The 19,512-nt window shown below is 63.3% G+C and carries 21 protein-coding genes; 13 read left to right on the top strand and 8 right to left on the bottom strand.

Annotation, left to right across the window (positions count from 1 at the left end; all coding sequences use genetic code 11):
- The first annotated feature begins 26 nt into the window (after nucleotides 1–26).
- The 3 genes from ACR0JC_RS01125 (at nucleotide 27) to ACR0JC_RS01115 (ending at nucleotide 2,547) form a co-directional block, all read left to right on the top strand.
- On the top strand, nucleotides 27–545 hold the full coding sequence (locus tag ACR0JC_RS01125; RefSeq protein WP_170339590.1) for a hypothetical protein: 519 nt from the start codon (nucleotides 27–29) through the stop codon (nucleotides 543–545).
- Nucleotides 546–547: 2 nt separating this feature from the next.
- Nucleotides 548–1,960, top strand: a complete 1,413-nt coding sequence (locus tag ACR0JC_RS01120; RefSeq protein ID WP_170339592.1) for a 3'-5' exonuclease — start codon at nucleotides 548–550, stop codon at nucleotides 1,958–1,960.
- 86 nt (nucleotides 1,961–2,046) lie between these two features.
- A complete protein-coding gene (locus ACR0JC_RS01115) occupies nucleotides 2,047–2,547 on the top strand; it encodes a flavin reductase family protein (RefSeq protein ID WP_170339594.1) in 501 nt (166 codons plus the stop codon).
- Here the strand turns inward: ACR0JC_RS01115 and ACR0JC_RS01110 are convergent, their stop codons facing one another.
- Genes ACR0JC_RS01110 through ACR0JC_RS01095 form a run of 4 tightly spaced genes read right to left on the bottom strand, consistent with a single transcriptional unit; the run spans nucleotide 2,548 to nucleotide 4,974 of the window.
- The gene (locus ACR0JC_RS01110; RefSeq protein WP_170339033.1) at nucleotides 2,548–3,027 is read right to left on the bottom strand and encodes a DUF6505 family protein; all 480 of its coding nucleotides are present in this window, start codon (nucleotides 3,025–3,027) and stop codon (nucleotides 2,548–2,550) included.
- Nucleotides 3,024–3,722: a biotin/lipoate--protein ligase family protein gene (locus tag ACR0JC_RS01105; protein ID WP_170339596.1), complete on the bottom strand. Its 699-nt coding sequence runs from the start codon at nucleotides 3,720–3,722 to the stop codon at nucleotides 3,024–3,026. Before ACR0JC_RS01105 ends, ACR0JC_RS01110 begins: the two co-directional genes overlap by 4 nt.
- Nucleotides 3,719–4,780, bottom strand: coding sequence for an Mrp/NBP35 family ATP-binding protein (locus tag ACR0JC_RS01100; protein WP_480763012.1), 1,062 nt, complete (start codon nucleotides 4,778–4,780; stop codon nucleotides 3,719–3,721). The genes ACR0JC_RS01105 and ACR0JC_RS01100 overlap by 4 nt, the downstream gene beginning before the upstream one ends.
- Nucleotides 4,777–4,974, bottom strand: coding sequence for a DUF6494 family protein (locus ACR0JC_RS01095; protein ID WP_170339600.1), 198 nt, complete (start codon nucleotides 4,972–4,974; stop codon nucleotides 4,777–4,779). Before ACR0JC_RS01095 ends, ACR0JC_RS01100 begins: the two co-directional genes overlap by 4 nt.
- A 63-nt stretch (nucleotides 4,975–5,037) precedes the next feature.
- Here ACR0JC_RS01095 and ACR0JC_RS01090 point away from each other — a divergent pair, with 63 nt between their 5' ends.
- Nucleotides 5,038–5,766, top strand: coding sequence for a c-type cytochrome (locus tag ACR0JC_RS01090; RefSeq protein ID WP_170339602.1), 729 nt, complete (start codon nucleotides 5,038–5,040; stop codon nucleotides 5,764–5,766).
- Here ACR0JC_RS01090 and ACR0JC_RS01085 read toward each other — a convergent pair.
- Nucleotides 5,760–7,715, bottom strand: a complete 1,956-nt coding sequence (locus ACR0JC_RS01085) for a 4Fe-4S dicluster domain-containing protein (RefSeq protein ID WP_170339604.1) — start codon at nucleotides 7,713–7,715, stop codon at nucleotides 5,760–5,762. The two genes, ACR0JC_RS01090 and ACR0JC_RS01085, sit on opposite strands and share 7 nt — an antisense overlap.
- A gap of 252 nt (nucleotides 7,716–7,967) precedes the next feature.
- Here ACR0JC_RS01085 and ACR0JC_RS01080 point away from each other — a divergent pair, with 252 nt between their 5' ends.
- The 9 genes from ACR0JC_RS01080 to ACR0JC_RS01040 all read left to right on the top strand — a co-directional run bounded on the left by ACR0JC_RS01080 (nucleotide 7,968) and on the right by ACR0JC_RS01040 (nucleotide 17,144).
- Complete coding sequence (locus ACR0JC_RS01080) at nucleotides 7,968–8,522, top strand: DUF3305 domain-containing protein (RefSeq protein WP_170339606.1); 555 nt, start codon at nucleotides 7,968–7,970, stop codon at nucleotides 8,520–8,522.
- A complete protein-coding gene (locus tag ACR0JC_RS01075) occupies nucleotides 8,519–9,088 on the top strand; it encodes a DUF3306 domain-containing protein (protein WP_170339608.1) in 570 nt (189 codons plus the stop codon). The genes ACR0JC_RS01080 and ACR0JC_RS01075 overlap by 4 nt, the downstream gene beginning before the upstream one ends.
- 4 nt (nucleotides 9,089–9,092) lie before the next feature.
- Complete coding sequence (locus ACR0JC_RS01070; RefSeq protein WP_005983758.1) at nucleotides 9,093–9,704, top strand: TorD/DmsD family molecular chaperone; 612 nt, start codon at nucleotides 9,093–9,095, stop codon at nucleotides 9,702–9,704.
- A 61-nt stretch (nucleotides 9,705–9,765) separates the two neighbouring features.
- Nucleotides 9,766–9,954, top strand: coding sequence for a twin-arginine translocation signal domain-containing protein (locus ACR0JC_RS01065; protein WP_005983760.1), 189 nt, complete (start codon nucleotides 9,766–9,768; stop codon nucleotides 9,952–9,954).
- Between the two features lie 129 nt (nucleotides 9,955–10,083).
- On the top strand, nucleotides 10,084–12,978 hold the full coding sequence (locus tag ACR0JC_RS01060) for a formate dehydrogenase subunit alpha (RefSeq protein ID WP_170339610.1): 2,895 nt from the start codon (nucleotides 10,084–10,086) through the stop codon (nucleotides 12,976–12,978).
- An 11-nt stretch (nucleotides 12,979–12,989) separates the two neighbouring features.
- Nucleotides 12,990–13,583: a formate dehydrogenase FDH3 subunit beta gene (fdh3B, locus tag ACR0JC_RS01055; RefSeq protein WP_005983764.1), complete on the top strand. Its 594-nt coding sequence runs from the start codon at nucleotides 12,990–12,992 to the stop codon at nucleotides 13,581–13,583.
- A 71-nt stretch (nucleotides 13,584–13,654) separates the two neighbouring features.
- Complete coding sequence (locus ACR0JC_RS01050; RefSeq protein WP_170339612.1) at nucleotides 13,655–14,863, top strand: formate dehydrogenase subunit gamma; 1,209 nt, start codon at nucleotides 13,655–13,657, stop codon at nucleotides 14,861–14,863.
- Nucleotides 14,864–16,132: a c-type cytochrome gene (locus tag ACR0JC_RS01045; RefSeq protein WP_170339614.1), complete on the top strand. Its 1,269-nt coding sequence runs from the start codon at nucleotides 14,864–14,866 to the stop codon at nucleotides 16,130–16,132. It abuts the gene before it with no gap.
- Between the two features lie 139 nt (nucleotides 16,133–16,271).
- Nucleotides 16,272–17,144, top strand: coding sequence for a helix-turn-helix transcriptional regulator (locus ACR0JC_RS01040; protein WP_170339616.1), 873 nt, complete (start codon nucleotides 16,272–16,274; stop codon nucleotides 17,142–17,144).
- 6 nt (nucleotides 17,145–17,150) lie between these two features.
- On the opposite strand, the gene ACR0JC_RS01035 is transcribed toward ACR0JC_RS01040, so the two are convergent.
- The 3 genes from ACR0JC_RS01035 to ACR0JC_RS01025 are packed head-to-tail and all read right to left on the bottom strand — an operon-like array spanning nucleotide 17,151 to nucleotide 19,429.
- Entirely contained in the window at nucleotides 17,151–17,969 is an 819-nt protein-coding gene (locus ACR0JC_RS01035; protein ID WP_170339618.1) for an ABC transporter substrate-binding protein, read from the bottom strand.
- Nucleotides 17,970–17,988: 19 nt separating this feature from the next.
- Nucleotides 17,989–18,723 carry an ATP-binding cassette domain-containing protein gene (locus ACR0JC_RS01030; protein WP_170339620.1) on the bottom strand — a complete coding sequence of 245 codons (735 nt, stop codon included), beginning with the start codon at nucleotides 18,721–18,723 and terminating at the stop codon, nucleotides 17,989–17,991.
- On the bottom strand, nucleotides 18,716–19,429 hold the full coding sequence (locus ACR0JC_RS01025; protein WP_170339622.1) for an ABC transporter permease: 714 nt from the start codon (nucleotides 19,427–19,429) through the stop codon (nucleotides 18,716–18,718). Before ACR0JC_RS01025 ends, ACR0JC_RS01030 begins: the two co-directional genes overlap by 8 nt.
- Nucleotides 19,430–19,512 lie beyond the last annotated feature (83 nt).

The raw sequence follows: 19,512 nt of genomic DNA, 5'->3' as shown, positions 1-19,512 counted from the left end.
CAGGCCAGGAAGAACGGAGGAGGAAGATGTTTCTTGAGCTGATCGGCACGATCTTTGCGGGTTTTGCCATCGCGGGCCTCGTAATGGGGCTGAACCGGCTGACAGGTGGCCGTCTGCCGAAATGGTCGGCTCCGGTTGCGGCCGGTTTGGGCATGATCGCGGTCACGATCATCAGCGAGTATTCCTGGTACGACCGCACCCGTGACGCCCTGCCCGAGGGCCTTACCGTCGTGCAAGAGGTCGAAAGCCGCGCGCTCTATCGCCCCTGGACCTACGCGGTGCCCTATGTCGACCGGTTCGCGGCGGTCGATACGGCTTCGTTGCGGACCAATGCGCAGGTGCCGGATCAGCGCCTGATCGACCTGTACTTCTTTGGCCGCTGGGCGCCGGTATCCAAGATGCCGATCGCTGTGAACTGCGCCGAGCACAGCCGGGCAAGTCTGGCCGATGGGGCCGAGTTCTCGGATGAAGGGCGTCTGGTCGGTGCCGATTGGGTGCCGGTTGGCCAGGATGATCCGGTGGTCTTAGCCACTTGTGAGGCCTAACCATGCTGACCCGCCTGAGCCTGCGCCTGAGAATTTTTCTGTTCTTCTGCTTGCTTGCCGCGGGTGGCATCGCCATCACTCTGATCGCGCTTTGGCTTGGCCTGCGCCGGGCCGATCCCGCGGACATGACCAGCGCCTTCGTGTTCAGCGGCCTGCTGATCTCGTTTGGCTTGCTTGGGCTGGTTGTCGGTGTCTGGTTGCTGTTCGACGACAACGTGGCCAAACCGATCGAACGCCTGTCGGCGCAGCTGCGCGCACGTGCACATGCGGGGGTGGATACCGATCTCGACCTGCAGGCAGCACGCTATTTGGGTGATCTGGCCCCCGCCGCCGCCAGCCTGGCCGAACGGCTTGCCAGCACCGCCTTGTCGACCGCTGAGGCCGTTGCCGCCGAAACCGCGCATCTCGCGTCAGAGAAGGAACGTCTGACCGCGCTTCTGTCCGAGATCCCGGTCGCGATGCTGCTGGCGGGGCCAAACCACCAGATCGTTCTGTACGACGCGCAGGCCGCCGAGGTTCTGGCGCAGATCGCCCATCCCCGCTTGAACGCCTCGCTGTTCGACTATCTCGAACGCAAACCTCTGCTGGACGCTTATGAGAAGCTGGGGAAAACCGGCATGGATGTCTATTGCACCCTGGCCAGCGTGGACGGGCGGCAGACCTACACGGCACGTATGAAACCGCTGGGCGATGCGCCGGGCTATATGCTGATCTTCGAAGACAGCGTCGCCCGCATTCCGCCAGAGGCCGCGCGCCCTCTGGTCTATGATTTCGATCTTCTGGACACCCCAGGCGACGAGGCGTTCGAAAACCGCCCGCTATCGCAACTGTGCTTTGTGGTCTTCGACACCGAAACCACCGGTTTGCTGCCGCACAAGGACGAGATCGTGCAGATCGGCGCCGTCCGTGTCGTCAAGGGGCGCATCGTCGAGGGCGAGCGGCTGGACACGCTGGTCAATCCGGGCATTCCGATCCCACCCGCTTCGACCAAGGTTCACAAGGTCAGTGACCGTATGGTGCAGGACGCGCCCGATATCGCGCAAGCCGGGCGCATGTTCCACCACTTCGCCCGTGATGCCGTGATCGTGGCGCATAACGCACCATTCGACATGGCGTTTCTGCGCCGTCATGCCAAGCGCATGGAAGTGACGTGGGATCACCCCATCCTGGACACGGTTCTGCTGTCGGCGGTCCTTTTCGGAGCCAGCGAAACCCATACGCTCGACGCTTTGTGCGAAAGACTGGGCGTGGAAATCCCCGAGACGCTCCGCCATACGGCTTTGGGGGATGCGGTTGCGACGGCTGAAGCATTGGTGCGGATGCTGCCGATGCTGGCTGCACGCGGTATGCAGACATTCGGCGACGTGATCGCAGAAACCCGCAAGCACGGTCGGCTGCTGGAAGACCTGAACTGAATCAGCCTATTGATCGCGATACAGCTTTTCGTGGACAATTCTGCTGCGGCATGGCACCCCGTGCCCGGCCACCAAACGAGCGCGCGATGACCGAAAGAACATTCAAACCCGGACCCGATCAAAGCATGGCCTTCCGCGAGGCCCTGGGGTGCTTTGGCACTGGTGTAACGGTCGTGACGACCAGCACCTCGGAAGGGCCGTCGGCCATCACCGTCAACTCGTTTGCATCGGTGTCGCTGGATCCACCATTGGTCCTATGGTGTCTGGCAAAAGAGTCGAACCGTTACGGGGCCTTTCAAGCGGCGCAACATTACTCGATCCATGTCGTGGCCGAGGATCAGCAGGACCTGGCCCTTCGTTTTGCACGCAATGGCCTCGATTTCTCGCATGCAGACTGGTCCCCGGATCCCAAAGGACGACCGCAGCTGAGCCAGTGTCTGGCCCGATTTGACTGCACATTGTCTGCCCGCCACGAGGCCGGGGATCATCTGATTCTCGTGGGAGAGGTCGAACAGGTCATGTACCGCACCGGCAAGGGCTTGATCTTCAAGCGCGGACAGTTCGGCGGTTTTGCCGACCTTTTGTAATCACTCGTCCAATGACCCGTGCACGGCAAAGGCCTCCAACTCGGCCTCTTGCGGCGTGATCACCCGAAAAGCCTCGTGAACGCCGGACTCGGTCAGGCTGCGGGCAACGGTCAGCAGGGTGTTGGGGGCATGATCGTCACACAACTCGGACATGTGAGCCAGCTCGGCCCGGGCCACGTCCAGCGCCGCCTCGACCGACGGCGCGCCGTAAAGGCGCACGAAATGCTCGGCCAGGTTGGTGGCCAGCCGCTCCATCTCGACCGGCTCGATCTGCGTCACCGCTACGAAGGTCACGCGCCCGAAGGTCTCGAGCCCCAGCCACCCATTGGCAAAGGCCTGGCGCGCCTTGCCGGCCAGGTCGGCCTCGCCCCAGTTCGAAAACTCGAACCCGCCCGAGATGCACCACTCGCCCGTTCGGGCAGGCGAGTGAAAGACGTTCAGGTCGCTTTCGTCGAAATGAATGGCGCGGGCCAGATTCAATGGGCGTCCTCCAACAGATGGGTCAAGGGAACAATCTGCGTATCCGCCCGGTTCCGCAACAGCATGCCGAACCGCTCATCGGCCCCGAGAAACACGCCGCGATCACCATAGGGCTCTCCGACGCCCTGCAGCAAGCCCATCCATTCCCCGTGCAATGGTGCGTTGCCGTCCTCGGACCAACGGTTCAGCCAGGTCAGCATGTGGCGCGACCAGCTTTCGACCAGCTGCACCGGGGACACATCCGCGCAGCCTTCGTCATACAGGGCCGTCACATCGGGCGACTTGCCGGGCTCGTCCCCGGTTTGCAGCAAGGCCAGTTCCCAACCGACGACCAGCCAGTCGGGCACGGCTTCCGGATCCGAGGTCGACGCGGTCACACGAAATCGGCCACACCGGGCCCCGTTGACGAAAATCGGACCATCCCAGCCCAGATGCACCGCCACCTCGGGCGGAGCCAGCGCGCCCAGCGCGTTCTGGAACCCGACGGCGCACAGCGGCAGCATGGCCATGGCGTCCTGCAAGGGCACCTCGGGCGCAAATACGATGGCCGCGCGCAGGCGATCCGCCTGGATGTTGTAGACGACGCTGCCCGCATCGCAGCCCAGCGCCGCCATGGCCTGCGCATGGTCGAACGGGTCTTCCCCACCCTGCACCGGGAGCCCGGACAGCAATGGGGGAAAGACCGGCTGTGTCATGCCTTGCCCGCGGCGATCAGGTCGCGGGCGATCTTGCGGAAGGCCTCGGCCTGCGGGCTGTCGGGTTTGCTGACCACGATCGGCGCCCCGCCATCGGCGGCCACGCGGATATCCAGATGCAGCGGGATTTCCCCCAGCAACGGCACGTCCAATTCGGCGGCTTCGGCGGCGACGCCCCCATGGCCGAACACGTGTTCCTCGTGCCCGCAGTTCGAGCAGATATGCGTGGACATGTTCTCGATCATGCCGACGATCGGCGTCTTCAGCTGGCGGAACATGTCGATGCCCTTGCGCGCGTCGATCAGGGCCACGTCCTGCGGGGTCGAGACGACGATGGCCCCGTCCACCTTGAACTTTTGGCTCAGCGTCAGCTGCACGTCACCGGTGCCGGGCGGCAGGTCGACGATCAGCACGTCCAGTGCGCCCCACTGCACCTGGCTCATCATCTGCTGCAGCGCGCCCATCAGCATCGGGCCACGCCAGACCACCGCCTGACCTTCGTTGGTCATCAACCCCATCGACATAATGGTGACGCCGTGATTACGCAGCGGCAGGATGGTTTTGCCATCGGGGCTCGCCGGCCGTCCGGACACGCCCAGCATGCGCGGCTGCGAAGGTCCGTACACATCGGCATCCAGCAGACCGACACGCCGCCCTTCGGCCGCCAGCGCACAGGCCAGGTTGGCCGAAACGGTCGACTTTCCGACCCCGCCCTTGCCCGAGGCCACGGCGATGATCCGGTCAACCCCCGGCACCGCCTGCGGCCCGGTCTGCGAGGGCTTGGGCTTGGGTTTCAAATCCGGCGGCGCCTTGTCGGAATGCGCGGTCAGCAGGGCCGAGACCTTGGCCACCCCGTCGACCATCTGCGCCGCCTTTTCGGCGGTGGCGCGCACCGGCTCCATCTTTTCGGCGTACTTGGGGTCGATCTCGAGAACGAAGCGCACGGTGTCGCCCTCGACATTCAGCGCGCGGACCACGCCCGCGCTGACGATGTCCTGCCCCGAAACCGGGTCGGTGATCTTTTTCAGGTTCGCCAGAACCGCGTCGCGGATGCTCATGCGTCGCCGTCCTTGATCTGGCCTGTCACCACGTGTTCGACATCCAGCCCGTTGATCGTCAGGACCATCTTGGCCTCAAAGCTTTTGCCCGCCGGATCGCCCGCCTTGCGCAGCGCATCTTCGATGGCCTGCTGGCTGGTCACGCCAACCTGTTTGAGGAATTTGCGCATCGACATGTTGTAATCGCCGCTCATCGCCGTTGTCTCCGTCTTGTTCGTTCATTTGACGCATTCGCCCTGTCACCGTTAGGCTGGGCCATGCGCTTTGTTCTTTTGTGCCTGAGCCTGACGCTCTTCGCCAGCCCCTCTTGGTCGCAGGAGGAGATTGGTCTGGCCGCGCCGGAAGATGTCGCACGCTCGGGTCTTTTGAAACATATTCTTCCGCGCTTCTCGCTCAAGACCGGAATCCGCGTTGTCGCGGATGATGCGGGCGCGATGGTTCTCACGGTCGGGCCACCGGGACAGCCGGTGTTTCAGCGCGGCAACGACATCTATCACTTGCGCATTCAGGACGAACCGCGGCAGGCCCGTTTTCAGGATTGGCTGATGTCCGATGTGGGCAAGCGCACCGTCGAAAGCTTTGCACCGGCCGAGGGCGGCCCGTTCTCGGCCAGTTTCGAAACGGTCGCTGCGCCCGAGTCCGACGCAATCGAAGGCGACGCCTTGCTGGGCGAAAAGCTGTCGCTGACCCATTGCGGGCGCTGTCACGTGATTGGTCCGCAGAACCGAATGAACGGGTTGGGCTCTACTCCGTCCTTCGCTGTACTGCGCGCGATGCCGGACTGGTCGAACCGGTTCCAGGCGTTCTTCGCCTTGAACCCACATCCGTCCTTTACCCAGATCGAAGGGATCACTGCGCCCTTCGACCCCGAACGCCCCCCGCCCATTCACCCGCTGAGGCTGACGCAGGACGAGCTTGAGGCGATCCTCGCCTATGTCTCGGTCATCCGCGCGGCTGATCTGGGGGCGCCGCTCAAGCTTCAGTGATCCTTGCGCTTGCTGAAATAGTCATCTGTAGTAACGACCTTGGGCTTGGGCTTTGAGGTAAACGGGTTGTCCTCGCTGTGGAACTGCGCCTGCACACGGCAATCGTCACACATCTGGATCATCTTCGCCTGCTCGGACGAGGCGAACATCGGGTGGCCGCCGGCCAGCTTCTCCATGATCCGCTCGACCGTCGATTTCACCCCGAACAGAGCACCGCATTCGATGCAGGCAAAGGGCTCTTCTTCGTTCAGGACACGCGGCGACAGCGCGCGGTCGCTCAGGTCCAGCTCGGGCACCAGGGCGATCGCGCTTTCGGGACAGATGGTCTTGCACAGCCCGCATTGCAGGCAGGCATCCTGCTGAAAGTTCAGCTGTGGCATGTCGGGGTTGTCGATCAATGCGCCTGACGGGCACAGCGACACGCAACTCAGGCAAAGGGTGCAGGCCTCGATATCCACCGCCACCGCGCCATACGGCGCGTGTTCCGGCAGGGGCAGCGGCTGAGACGCATCGAGGCGCAGCGCCTGCGCCGCCAACCGCGTGATCTGGCGCCGGTTGCCCAGCGGCAGAACCGGCTGGGCCAGTGGTTGCGGCACGTCCTGCGTATAGAGCAGATCGGCCAGCACATCCGGATCGGATTCGTCGATCACTCCGACAACGTCCTCTCCGGCGATGGCCAGGGCCAGCGGCAGTTCGCGCTCCAACGCATCCCGCTCGGTCGTCGGGGCCAGCAGGATGTCGACCCGGGCAAAGCCATGAGCCAAGGCAGCCAGCATCTCGGCATGTCCAAAGCCGGACACGACCTCCAGTTCCAGTGGGATCACATCGGCAGGCAGCCCGCGTCCGAATCGCGCGGCCAGCCGGATCATCTCGGCCCCGTGGGCATCATGAACCAACAGGCGCGGGGCGCTCCCTCCGGCCCGACGGTAGGTCGCCGCCAAGGTCTGCATCCGCGCCAGCAGGGCCGCCACCGGCGGATCTTCGTAGCTGATCGCGGTCGAGGGGCACAGGGCCGCGCATTCACCGCAGCCCGCGCAGACCATCGGGTCGATGGCCACGTGATCTCCGGCCGGGGTGATGGCCCCGGTGGGGCAGATGTCCAGACAGTTGGAACAGCCCACCTGACCGGCCCGCGAATGGGCGCACAATGTTTCTTCGAGTCGGACATACAGCGGCTTTTCGAAAGTCCCGACCAGCTGCGCCGCGTCAAAGGCCAACCGGGCAACCGCCACAACATCGCGCGGGTCGGCGCGCAGGTAGCCTTCGCGCTTGTCGGGGGCCGTCACGAAAGGCTTACCCCCCGCCAGGTCGATCAGTACATCGCAGGCCGACACCGCACCGTCGCGCGGCGGGGTCCAGGCAAACGCACCGCGCCCTGCCGGATCAATCTGCTGCAACGCATCCAACCGCAGGTTGAACCCGCCCAGCGCCCCCGAGACCGACCGGACCCGCGCGCGCACCACGTCATAGGCCCGGCTGTCAGGCTGCGCCTCATCGGTGACGACCACCGTCACCGCCATCGTGTCCGACAGTCGCTGTGCAAGGTCAAACGCAACCTCACCCGGCCCGATGATGCAGGCGGTGCCTTCGCTGATGACATCCACGCTGGGCGTGATCGGCTGTTGCAACAGAGCCTCGGCCGCCAGCGCCGCCATCTTGGGCATCGCCGACCGCCCTTGCTCGGACCAGCCGGCCCGGTCGCGCAGATCGACAAAGCCGGGGTGATCCACGCCCAGTTCCTCGGCCAGTTCTTGAAACACTTGGGCTTCTTGACCGCAGGCGATGACGATCTGGTCATCCGACTGCATCAGCTTGGCCGCAGCGGTCAGTTCGGAGGTGCACAGCGCCGTGTGGACCCTGCTGCATTCAGCACCGCAGGCGTCCGATATCCCCTGCCCGTCCTGGGCCTGACTTCCGGCGCAATCGCACAAGACCAATTTGGTGACCATGTTCCCCCCGCATCTCTTCCTTGCCCCTAACCTTAGACCCAAACGCCGCCCATGCAACGTGTGGCGGCCGGTTCTGGTCAGAAACTCTGCCTCGCCCGCCAAAGTCGGCTGATCGTCGCCGCGACCCATTTGCGACGATTTTTTTCCAGATCACGACCATTTCAGGCCGCTGCGGACTTGGCACGTGGCCCATTTGTGTACCATAGTGAACCTAAGGGAAAGCAGGGGAGAGCTTTTCCGGGGAGGATCAAAGTGGCCGAGGCCGCAAAACAGATCGAAATGCCGGTTGGCGTCGTCGTGCGCAAGACACCGGGGGTCACTCGCTGGGCCCGGTGGAATTGGCGCGCTGTCGCGGTGCTGCCCGGCGCCCCGCCCGCCGACTGGGTCGAACTGCGCCGCGAGGGCGACGCGGTCGAATACCACGCTGCCACCCTGCCCTTGAAACTCTGGTCCGACGAAACCGAGGCCTATATGGCCAATCTCTCGGACAGCCAGCCATCGCTGTATCTTGTCCTGCGTGACGATGCCGAAGGTGATCGCCCGCTGAACGCGTTTCTGATCACAGCGTCACCTTATGAAGGGCAGGACTATGCCGATACCGGCGAAGAGATCGTGGAAAAGATCCCTATGACCGAAGGCTTGATCGCCTGGGTGCGCGATTTCACTGTGGCCCATCACCGCGATGAGGTGTTCGTCAAACGCCGCCGCGACAAGAAACGGGTGGATCTTGTAGAAGATGGCAAGGGCGATGCGCGCATCCGCCAGACCTCGGATGTCTACCGCGCCCCGCGGAGGGCCGCACAATGAGCACCCGACAGGATTTCTGGTCTCGCCGCAAGGCCGCCGTGCAGGCCGAAGCGCATGCCGAACAAGAGGCCCTGACCGCGCAGGAGATCGCCGCGCAGCAGGCCGAACTGGAAGAAAAGACCGACGCCGAGATTTTGGCCGAGCTTGACCTTCCTGACCCTGACCTGCTGCAGGCGGGCGACGATGTGTCGGGCTTCATGGCCAAGGCCGTGCCGGACCGTCTGCGCCGCCGTGCCTTGCGGCGCTTGTGGCGGTTGAACCCGGTGCTGGCGAATGTAGATGGGCTGGTCGATTACGGCGAGGACTACACTGACGCCGCCTGCGTGGTCGAAAACCTGCAGACGGCTTATCAGGTGGGCAAAGGCATGTTGCGCCAAATCGAGGCGTTGGCCGAGCAGACGGAAGCCGATGAACACCCGGTCGAGGCCGAAGCCGAGCCGGAAACCGAAACGCCCGAGCCTGAAGCCGAGCCCGCGCCCCTTGTCGAAGTGGCAGACGCCATCCAACCGGATGAGGACGAACGCCCCCCGGCCCCGCGGCGCATGAAATTCGAATTCGAAGGATGACCCGATGAACATTCGCGACCCGCAGACGTTCGAGATTTCCCCCGAGGACCGTCTGCGCGCGGATTTCTACAACTTTCTGGGCCTGCTTCTGGCCACACCGCCCGACCAGACCCTGCTGAGCCAGATCGCGGCGTTGTCGGGGGACGAGACAGATCTGGGCCAGGCCATTCAGGCCATGGCCCGCGTGGCCAAAGTGACCAAGCCCGAAGCGGCCGAGCGCGAGTTCAACGCATTGTTCATCGGGCTGGGGCGCGGAGAACTGCTGCCCTATGCCAGCTTCTACCTGACCGGGTTCCTGAACGAGAAACCGCTGGCGCAGCTGCGCAACGACATGGCGGCGCGGGGCATTACCCGGGCGGCAAACGTGTTCGAACCCGAAGACAACATCGCCTCGTTGATGGAGATGATGGGCGGCATGATCGTCGGCCGTTTCGGCGGCCCGGCCGCGTTGGAAGATCAAAAGACGTTCTGGAACAAGCATATCGGCCCCTGGGCCGAGCACTTTTTCTCGGACCTGGAAGCAGCCGAACATTCGGTTCTCTATGCCTCGGTCGGCACCGCCGGCCGGGTCTTCATGGAGATCGAACGCGAGGCCTTCCGCATGACGACGCACTAGGCGGCCGTCATTCGCTGGCGCCCCGGCGGGCGCTGAACCGCAAATGGGAAAGGAGGATCCCATGAGCAAGACCAAGGAGACCGGCGCCAGCCGCCGCGACTTCCTGAAACTGGCGGGCACCGCGGCCCCGGCAGCCGTTGCAGCGGCCAGCCTGGGAACCGAGGCCGAAGCGGCCGAGCAACCCTCGGACGAGACCCGCATTCAGGACACGGCGCATACCCGCGCCTATTTCGACAGCGCGCGCTTCTAGGCCGCCCCGACGACGCCCGGCATCGGTCCGGACGTGGTCACACTCGGCTGACGGTTGCGATTGGCCCTGACGTCGATTTCGAAACACCAAGCCAGCCATGGTCAACATGGCCAGCAAGGGAGGAAGGAAATGCTTAGGAAAAAGACCAACGGGGTTGCGAGACGCCCCCAGCGGACAAGTATCCTGTCCCAAATCGGCGAAAAGAGCGTCGATCGCCGCGCGTTCCTGCGTGGCTCGGGCCTGACGATCGGCGGCCTGGCCGCGATCAGCGCCACGGGTGGAACCGTGTCGCCCGCCAGCGCCCAGACCGCAGCCAACACGGCTGTCGAGAACATCAAATCCGTCTGCACGCATTGCTCGGTCGGCTGTACCGTGGTTGCCGAAGTGCAGAACGGCGTCTGGATCGGGCAGGAACCCGGTTGGGACAGCCCGTTCAACTTGGGCGCTCACTGTGCCAAGGGTGCCGCTGTCCGTGAACACGCCCATGGCGAACGCCGCCTGAAATACCCGATGAAGAAAGAGGGTGGCGAGTGGAAGCGCATCAGCTGGGAACAGGCGATCGACGAGATCGGCGACGGCATGATGAGCATCCGCGAGGAAAGCGGACCTGACAGCGTCTATTGGCTGGGTTCGGCCAAGCACAACAACGAACAGGCCTATCTGTTCCGCAAATTCGCGGCCTACTGGGGCACCAACAACGTGGACCACCAGGCGCGGATCTGCCACTCGACCACCGTTGCGGGTGTTGCGAATACATGGGGCTACGGCGCCATGACCAACAGCTACAACGACATCCACAATTCCAAGGCGATCTTTATCATCGGCGGCAACCCGGCCGAGGCGCACCCCGTCTCGCTGCTGCATGTTCTGCGCGCGAAAGAGCAGAACAACGCCCCGCTGATCGTGTGCGACCCGCGCTTTACGCGCACCGCGGCCCATGCCGACGAATATGTCCGCTTCCGCCCCGGCACCGACGTGGCGCTGATCTGGGGCATCCTGTGGCACATCTTCGACAACAGCTGGGAAGACAAAGAGTTCATCCGCACCCGTGTCTGGGGCATGGACCAGATCCGCGAGGAGGTCGCCAACTGGACCCCCGAAGAGACCGAGCGCGTCACCGGCGTGCCGGGATCGCAGCTCAAGCGCGTGGCGCGGACGCTGGCCAACAACCGTCCCGGCACCGTAATCTGGTGCATGGGCGGCACCCAGCACACCAACGGCAACAACAACACGCGCGCCTATTGCGTGCTGCAGCTGGCGTTGGGCAACATGGGCACCTCTGGCGGCGGTACGAACATCTTCCGCGGCCATGACAACGTGCAGGGCGCAACCGATCTGGGCGTTCTGTCCCACACCCTGCCCGGCTATTACGGCCTGTCCGCAGGCGCATGGGGTCACTGGGCCCGCGTCTGGGGCGAGGAACCGGAGTGGCTGGCTGGCCAGTTCGCAATGGTCAAGGACAAGGACGGCAAGGACAAGTCGCTGCAGAACGAACGGGGCATCCCGGTTTCGCGCTGGATCGACGGTGTTCTGGAAGATCCCGAGAACATGGATCAGCCCAACAACGTCCGCGCCATGGTTCTGTGGGGCCACGCGCCCAACTCGCAGACCCGGATGGTCGAAATGAAGACGGCGATGGAAAAGTTGGACATGCTGGTCGTGATCGACCCGTATCCAACCGTTTCCGCGGTCCTGCATGACCGGACCGATGGCGTCTATCTGCTGCCGGCCTGTACGCAGTTCGAAACCCGTGGCTCGGTCACGGCATCAAACCGGTCGTTGCAGTGGCGCGACAAGGTGGTCGATCCGCTGTTCGAAAGCCTGCCGGACGAGGTCATCATGGCCAAGTTCGCCAACAAGTTCGGCTGGGCCGACCGGCTCTTCCGCAATATCGAGATGGAGGACCCCGAAACCCCGAATGTCGAAAGCATCACGCGCGAGTTCAACGCGGGGCTGTGGACGATCGGCTACACGGGGCAGTCGCCAGAGCGGATCAAAAGCCATATGGCCAACCAGCACACGTTCGACAGAACGACGCTGCAGGCCGTGGGCGGTCCGAATGACGGCGAATACTACGGTCTGCCGTGGCCCTGCTGGGGCACCGCCGAGATGGGGCATCCGGGGACGCCAAACCTCTATGACATGTCCAAACCGGTGGCCGAGGGCGGCCTGACCTTCCGCGCACGTTTCGGCGTCGAGCGTGACGGTCAGAACCTGCTGGCCGAAGGGGTCTACAGCGTCGGCTCGGAAATCCAGGACGGATACCCCGAGTTCACGATGCAGATGCTGATGGATCTGGGCTGGGATGGCGACCTGACGGCCGAAGAACGTGCGGCCATCGACGCCGTGGCCGGGCCCAAGACCAACTGGAAGACCGACCTGTCAGGCGGTATCCAGCGGGTGGCCATCAAGCATGGCTGTGCGCCCTTCGGCAACGCCAAGGCCCGCACCGTGGTTTGGACCTTCCCGGATCCGATCCCGCTGCACCGCGAGCCGCTGTACACGCCGCGGCGCGATCTGGTGGCCGACTATCCCACCTACGAGGACCGTCAGGCCTATCGCCTTCCGACCTTGTATGCTTCGATCCAGAAGAACGACTTTTCAAAGGATTACCCGATAATCCTAACGTCAGGTCGTCTGGTCGAATATGAAGGTGGCGGTGACGAGACACGGTCGAACCCGTGGCTGGCCGAGCTGCAGCAGGACATGTTCGTCGAGATCAATCCGCGTGACGCCAACAACCTTGGCATTCGCGACGGATCGCAGGTCTGGGTCGAAGGTCCTGAGGGCGGCAAGGTCAAGGTGATGGCGATGCTGACCGAAAGGGTCGGTGCCGGCGTGGCCTTCATGCCCTTCCACTTTGGCGGCCATTTCCAGGGCGCGGACCTGAGGGAGAAATACCCGAAAGGCGCCGACCCGTACGTGCTGGGTGAAAGCACCAACACCGCCCAGACCTATGGCTATGATTCAGTGACCCAGATGCAGGAGACCAAAGCGACTCTCTGCAAGATCTGGGCAGCGTAAGGAGGACGACAATGGCTAGAGCAAAGTTTCTCTGCGACGCTGAACGCTGCATCGAGTGCAACGCATGCGTGACCGCGTGCAAGAACGAACACGAGGTCCCTTGGGGCATCAACCGCCGCCGGGTGGTGACGATCAACGACGGCAAACCGGGTGAACGTTCGATCTCGGTCGCCTGCATGCATTGTTCGGATGCGCCCTGCATGGCTGTGTGCCCGGTCGACTGCTTCTATCAGAACGAAGAAGGCGTCGTCCTGCACTCCAAGGACCTGTGCATCGGCTGCGGCTATTGCTTCTATGCGTGCCCGTTCGGCGCGCCGCAATACCCGCAGGCCGGCAACTTCGGATCGCGCGGCAAGATGGACAAATGTACCTTCTGCGCCGGCGGTCCCGAAGAAACGCACTCGACCGCAGAGTTCGCCAAATACGGCCGCAACCGGATCGCCGAGGGCAAACTGCCCATCTGCGCCGAGATGTGTTCGACCAAAGCCCTGCTCGCCGGTGACGGCGACGTGGTCTCGGCCATCTACCGCGAACGCGTCGTGGCGCGCGGTTTCGGCTCGGGCGCCTGGGGTTGGGGCACGGCCTACGACCAGAAGGACGGCTGAGACCTCAGCCTGACAACACGGGTGACCCGCCCCGGTGGGTCACCCGATTTTGGATTGATACCGAGGTTCCGATGCTGCGCATTTTTCTGGCTTTGACGTTGACACTTGGGATCGCGCACGGCGCGCTTGCACAGGACACGACCGGCACAGACGAACCAGCCGCTGCCCCGCGCGCGCAGACCGGTGGCGCCACGACGCTCGAGGATATTCTGGCCCGGCAACGCGGCGAGAAGGTCGACAACAGCTATCGCGCACAGAATACCGGGCAAGGCAATGCCGAAGGGCTGCTGGGTCAGTTGGGCACGCGCGGCGTAGCCTCAGACAGTGATGTGTATCGCGCCATCCGCTATGGCTCAGCCGATGTGACCGTTTCGACCAAGGGGCCTGCTGCCGGCGTACTGATCCAGGACGGCGGCATGTGGTGGTGGACTTTCCGCACCGGTCCCCTGCGCGAATACGGAACCTATATTCTGGGCGGGATGCTGGTCGTTCTGCTGCTGTTTTTCCTGATCCGCGGCCGCATCCGCATCGACGGCGAGAAAACGGGCCGCACGGTCACACGGTTTTCAGGATTTGAAAGGTTCGGGCACTGGCTGTTTGCCGGCTCGTTCCTGATACTTGGATTGACCGGCCTGCTGACGCTCTACGGCCGAGATTTCCTGATCCCATTGTTCGGCAAGGAAGGGTTCGCCACCATCGCGCAAGGCTGCAAGTGGTTGCACAACAATCTGGCCTGGGCCTTCATGCTGGGATTGCTCATGATCACCGTGAACTGGATCGCCCACAACATCCCCAACCGGACCGACCTGAAATGGCTGGCGGCGGGCGGCGGATTGTTCACCAAGGGCAGCCACCCCCCGGCCAAGAAATTCAACGCTGGTCAAAAGATCATTTTCTGGCTGTGCATCCTGCTTGGCGTCTCGATCAGCCTGTCGGGCCTGTCGCTGCTGTTCCCGTTCGAACTTCCGATGTTCGCCAAGACGTTTGCGATCGCCAACGCGACCGGGTTGCCCCAACTGATGGGGTTGGACTTGCCCACGCAGATGTCTCCGCAGGAAGAGATGCAATATGCCCAGATCTGGCACGTCATGGTCGCCTATGCCTTCATCGCCATCATCCTGGCCCATATCTACCTCGGCTCGGTCGGCATGGAGGGCGCGTTTGACGCCATGGGTACCGGCGAGGTCGAAGAGCAATGGGCGCGCGAGCACCATTCGCTGTGGCTGGAAGAGGTAAAGGCACAGGAGGCCAGCGACGGCGCGGCCTCGCCTGCCGAATAGATGCGCGGGCTGGCTTTGGCGCTGGCCCTGCTGCCGCTGCCGCTGCCGCTGGCGGCGGATTTCTACACGCTCAAGGGCCATGGCGGACCGATCATGGACATCGCCACAGCCCCGGACGGACGCATTGCCACCGCCAGTTTCGACAATTCCGTGGGCCTGTGGTCCGGGCAGCAGCCGGACTGGCTGGAAGGTCACGAGGCTGCCGTGAACGCGGTGGTGTTCAACGGCACGGCGATCTATTCGGCCGGCGACGACTTTACCCTGCGCCGTTGGCCCGGTGGACAGGTCGTTGGCCAGCACAAGGGCAAGGTTGTCGGGATTGCCGCCTCAAAGACCCTAGTCGCGACTGCCAGCTGGGACGGGACCATCGGCCTTTGGCCCACCGAGGGCGGTGTGCGCAAGTTGCTGGGCCCTACAGGCAGCGGCGTCAACGCGGTGGCCTTCGCGCCGGACGGGCGGTCGCTGTACTCCGCCGGGGTCGACGGCAGCTTGCGGGTCTGGGACGTGACGACCGGGGCCGAAACCGCGCGACTGGTCGAGCATGGTTTCGGCATCAACGAACTGGTCCTGAACGCGCAAGACGGTTGGATCGCATATGGCGCGGTCGATGGCGTGACCCGCATTCTGGACCTGACCACCGGAGCCGAGCGTGATTTCACGTTGGACCGCCGCCCGATCCTTGCGCTCGCCCTCAGCCCGGATCGGTCACTGCTGGCGGTGGGCGATGGTGAGGGCTACATCATGGTCATCGACACGCAGAACTGGCGGATTGCGCAGGATTTTCGGGCAACGCTACGCGGCCCGGTCTGGGCACTGGCCTTTTCCCCCGATGGAGAGAACCTGTACGCAGGCGGGCTGGATCAGGCCATGTACAGCTGGCCGGTGGCCGCGCTGGGGTCACAGGAACGGATGACCAGCCAAGAGCCGAGTTTCCTGAAGGACCCCGGCGAAATGCAAAACGGAGAACGGCAGTTCGCCCGGAAATGCTCAATCTGCCACAGCCTTACGCCGGACGATCAGCGCCGGGCCGGACCGACCCTGCATGGCGTATTCGGGCGTCAGGCCGGGACACTGCCCGGATACATCTACTCGGAAACGCTGAAAGGGTCTGATATCGTTTGGAACGAACAGACGATAAACGCTCTTTTCGATCAGGGACCGGACCACTACATTCCGGGATCGAAGATGCCGATGCAGCGGATCGCGCAGGAGCAGGACCGCACTGACCTGATTGAGTTTCTGCGCAGCGCGACGGCGCCCGCAGACTAAGCCGGAGGATAAGATGAAAGCCTTTCTTGCAGCTGCCGCCGCAATGGTCGTCATAACTGCGGCCGCACCGATGGTTTTGAAGCAACTCGGACACTCAGCCGCCGAGACACAGACCGGCTCCTCGGTGCGACTAGACTGAATGTCCGAATTCCTGACCACACGAGAGTTGGCGGACCTGCTGCGCATTGGCGAACGCAAGGCCTATGATCTGGCGTCTTCGGGCGAAGTGCCCTGCGTGAAAGCGATGGGAAAACTTCTCTTTCCCCGGGCCGAGGTACTGGCCTGGCTCAATGCGTCGCGTACTGGGCCGGACACGGTCAAACCGCCCCTGCCCGACATCGTGGCTGGTAGCCATGACCCCCTTTTGGATTGGGCGCTCCGCGAAAGCGGCTCGGGGTTGGCCACCTATTACGACGGCTCATTCGACGGGCTGAACCGCCTTGCGCGACGTGACGCACAGGCCGCGGTACTGCACATCCATGAACCGGGCGGGTTCAACGTCAATTCCGTCCGCGATGCGCTGGGAGAGGCGCCCGTGGTTCTGTACGAGGTCGCAAGCCGCCAGCGCGGCCTGTTGCTGGCCCCCGAGGTTCAGGGAATTTCCGATTTTGGTGATCTGAAAGGCCGCCGTATCGTTCTGCGCCAGGACAGTGCCGCCAGTCAGCACTTGTTCGATGCCCAGTTGGAGAGCTGCGGCCTGAGCCGCGCCGATCTTGACGCCCTGCCGACTTGTGCCCGCACCGAAGAGGAACTGGCAATCGCCCTGCACGACCGGAAGGCCGAGGCAGGGTTCGGCATCGGAGCCTTGGCGCGTCTCTACGGGTTGGGCTTCATTCCGACCCACTCCGAACGTCTCGACCTCGCCATCTGGCGGCGGTCCTGTTTCGATCCCCCGATGCAGAAACTACTGACTTTTCTGGGTACAGACAAATTCAGGCGTCGCGCCGATGAATTGGGCGGATACGATCTGTCCGGCTTGGGACAGATCCATCACAACGGCGCAAGTGACTGACCGGCCCTATTGCTGCGCGTTCGGAAAAAAGAGTTGCTCTCCGTTCAATTTGTACGCCGCAATTGCTTCCTGACCGTCGGGGCCAGTGAGCCAGTCGATGAACCTTCTTCCCGCGGCCGCCCGGACCCGCGGATGCTTTTCGGGGTTCACCAGAATTACGCCGTATTGATTGAACAGCCGTGGATCGCCTTCGACCAGGATCTCGAGGTTTCCCTTGTTGCCGAACGACAGCCATGTGGCCCTATCGGTCAGGGCATAGGCATCCATGCCCGCAGCAAGGTTGAGCGTTGCGCCCATGCCCGATCCGGTCTCGCGGTACCACTCGCCCGACGACAAGGTCGGGTCCGTTCCGGACAGGCTCCAAAGAGCCTTCTCCGCCTTGTGGGTCCCGCTGTCATCAGCGCGCGACGCGAACGGAGCTTTGGCCTGCGCGATCGCTGCCAACGCGGCCACCGCGTCGTCGCCGCCTTTGATCTTGGCCGGGTCCGATTTCGGCCCCACCAAGACGAAATCGTTGTACATCACGTCCCGCCGCTCGACACCCCAGCCGTCGGCCACGAATTGCTCTTCCGCCGGCTTGGCATGCACCAGCAGAACGTCACCGTCGCCGTTGATCGCGTTTCGGATCGCCTGCCCCGTCCCCACGGCGACAACACGGACATCTATCCCGCTTTCCGCCTCGAACCCTGGAAGGATAAAGTCCAGAAGGCCGGAATTCTGGGTCGATGTCGTGGACTGCACGACAATGAATGGTTCTTCGGCCGCCGCCGGACCGGCGAACAGCCCGAACAGGATCATTGCGCTTTTGATTGCTGCGCGAAACATGGATTGCCTCCGGTTGTTGTTATGTGACCAGCCAGCCCGCCAGATACTGGCGCGAGGCCTGACATTGTGGCGCTTCCAGCACCTGTTTGGCGGCGCCATGCTCGACCACGCGTCCGCCCTGCATCATCACGATATCCGCCGCCAGCCGACGGGCTTGCCCGACGTCGTGGGTAACCATCACGATCCGCACACCCCGGGCCGAGGCGCGCAGGATCATCGCCTCGATCATTTGGGTCGCCGCAGGATCAAGGGCGCTGGTGGGTTCGTCCAGGAACAGGGTCTCGGGGCCAAGCGCAAGCGCGCGAAGGATGGCTAGACGCTGTGCCTCGCCACCCGACAGCGAGCGCGCCGACTGCCGGGCCTTGGTCTCAAGCCCTCCTTCGGCCAGAAGTTCTTGGATCCGGTTTTTCCGAGCAGCCCTGCCGAGCCCCAGCCGTTTCAAAACAAAATCCAGATTGGCAGACACCGAGCGGCGCAGCAGAACCGGTTGCTGAAACACCATGGCCTGCCGGGCCTTGTGGGCCGCATTCAGAACTCCGCCATCCTGCAGAACCTGCCCCGCATCCGCCTTGATCAAACCATGCAGGCAACGCAGCAGCAGGCTTTTGCCAGCACCGTTCGGCCCAAGGATCAAAGTCGGCCCCGGACCATCCATCATCAGCTGCGGGACATCCAGCAACAGCTTGCCATTGCGTTCCACTCGCAGCCCATCGGCCTGCAGACAATTGGGCATTTCTGGCATCAGATCACGCATGGCGCAACCCTTCCTGCTCGGCCCGAAGCGTCAGGGCGCTGACTGCCGCATTCACGGCCACGGCAATTCCGATCAGGATCGTCCCCAAGGCCAGCGCCAGGGCCAGATTTCCCTTCGAGGTCTCCAACGCAATCGTCGTCGTCATGACCCGTGTCACATGGTTGATGTTGCCGCCGACGATAATCACCGCGCCGACTTCGGCGATGGCTCGTCCGAACCCGGCCAGCAATGCAGTCACCAACGCCAGACGCGCATCCCACAACAGCACGGGAACAGACGCCAGCCGCGACACTCCCAACGAACGCAACTGTTCCGAATATTCCTCGGCCAGCATCTCGATCACCTGCCGCGTCAACGCCGCGACGATCGGGGTCACCAGCACTGTTTGGGCGATGATCATGGCGGTCGGGGTGTACAAAAGCTCCAGCACGCCCAGCGGGCCCGAACGGGACAGCATCAGGTAGACCAGCAGGCCGACGACAACCGGAGGAAAGCCCATCAGAGCGTTCATCAGAATTATCAACGCGCGCCGTCCGGGAAAGCGGGACACCGCCAAGGCCGCGCCAACCGGCATCCCGATCACGGCTGAAATCAACACAGCCAGCACCGAAACTTGCAGCGACAGCGTCACGATCGCCCAAAGGTCCGGATCCCCGGTCAGGATCAGGTGGCCTGCTTGGCTGAATTGTGATGCAAAATCCTGCATTTTATTCCCAAATCCACCAATTTTCGTAGGGATCGCAAAATCTTACAGGAATAATAGAGGAAACTGCCTCTGAAGACAGTTAA

It is taken from the genome of Ruegeria sp. CH5 (assembly GCF_056537025.1).
The sequence above is the reverse complement of the archived record's forward strand: the minus strand, read 5'-3'. Positions and strand labels throughout refer to the sequence as shown.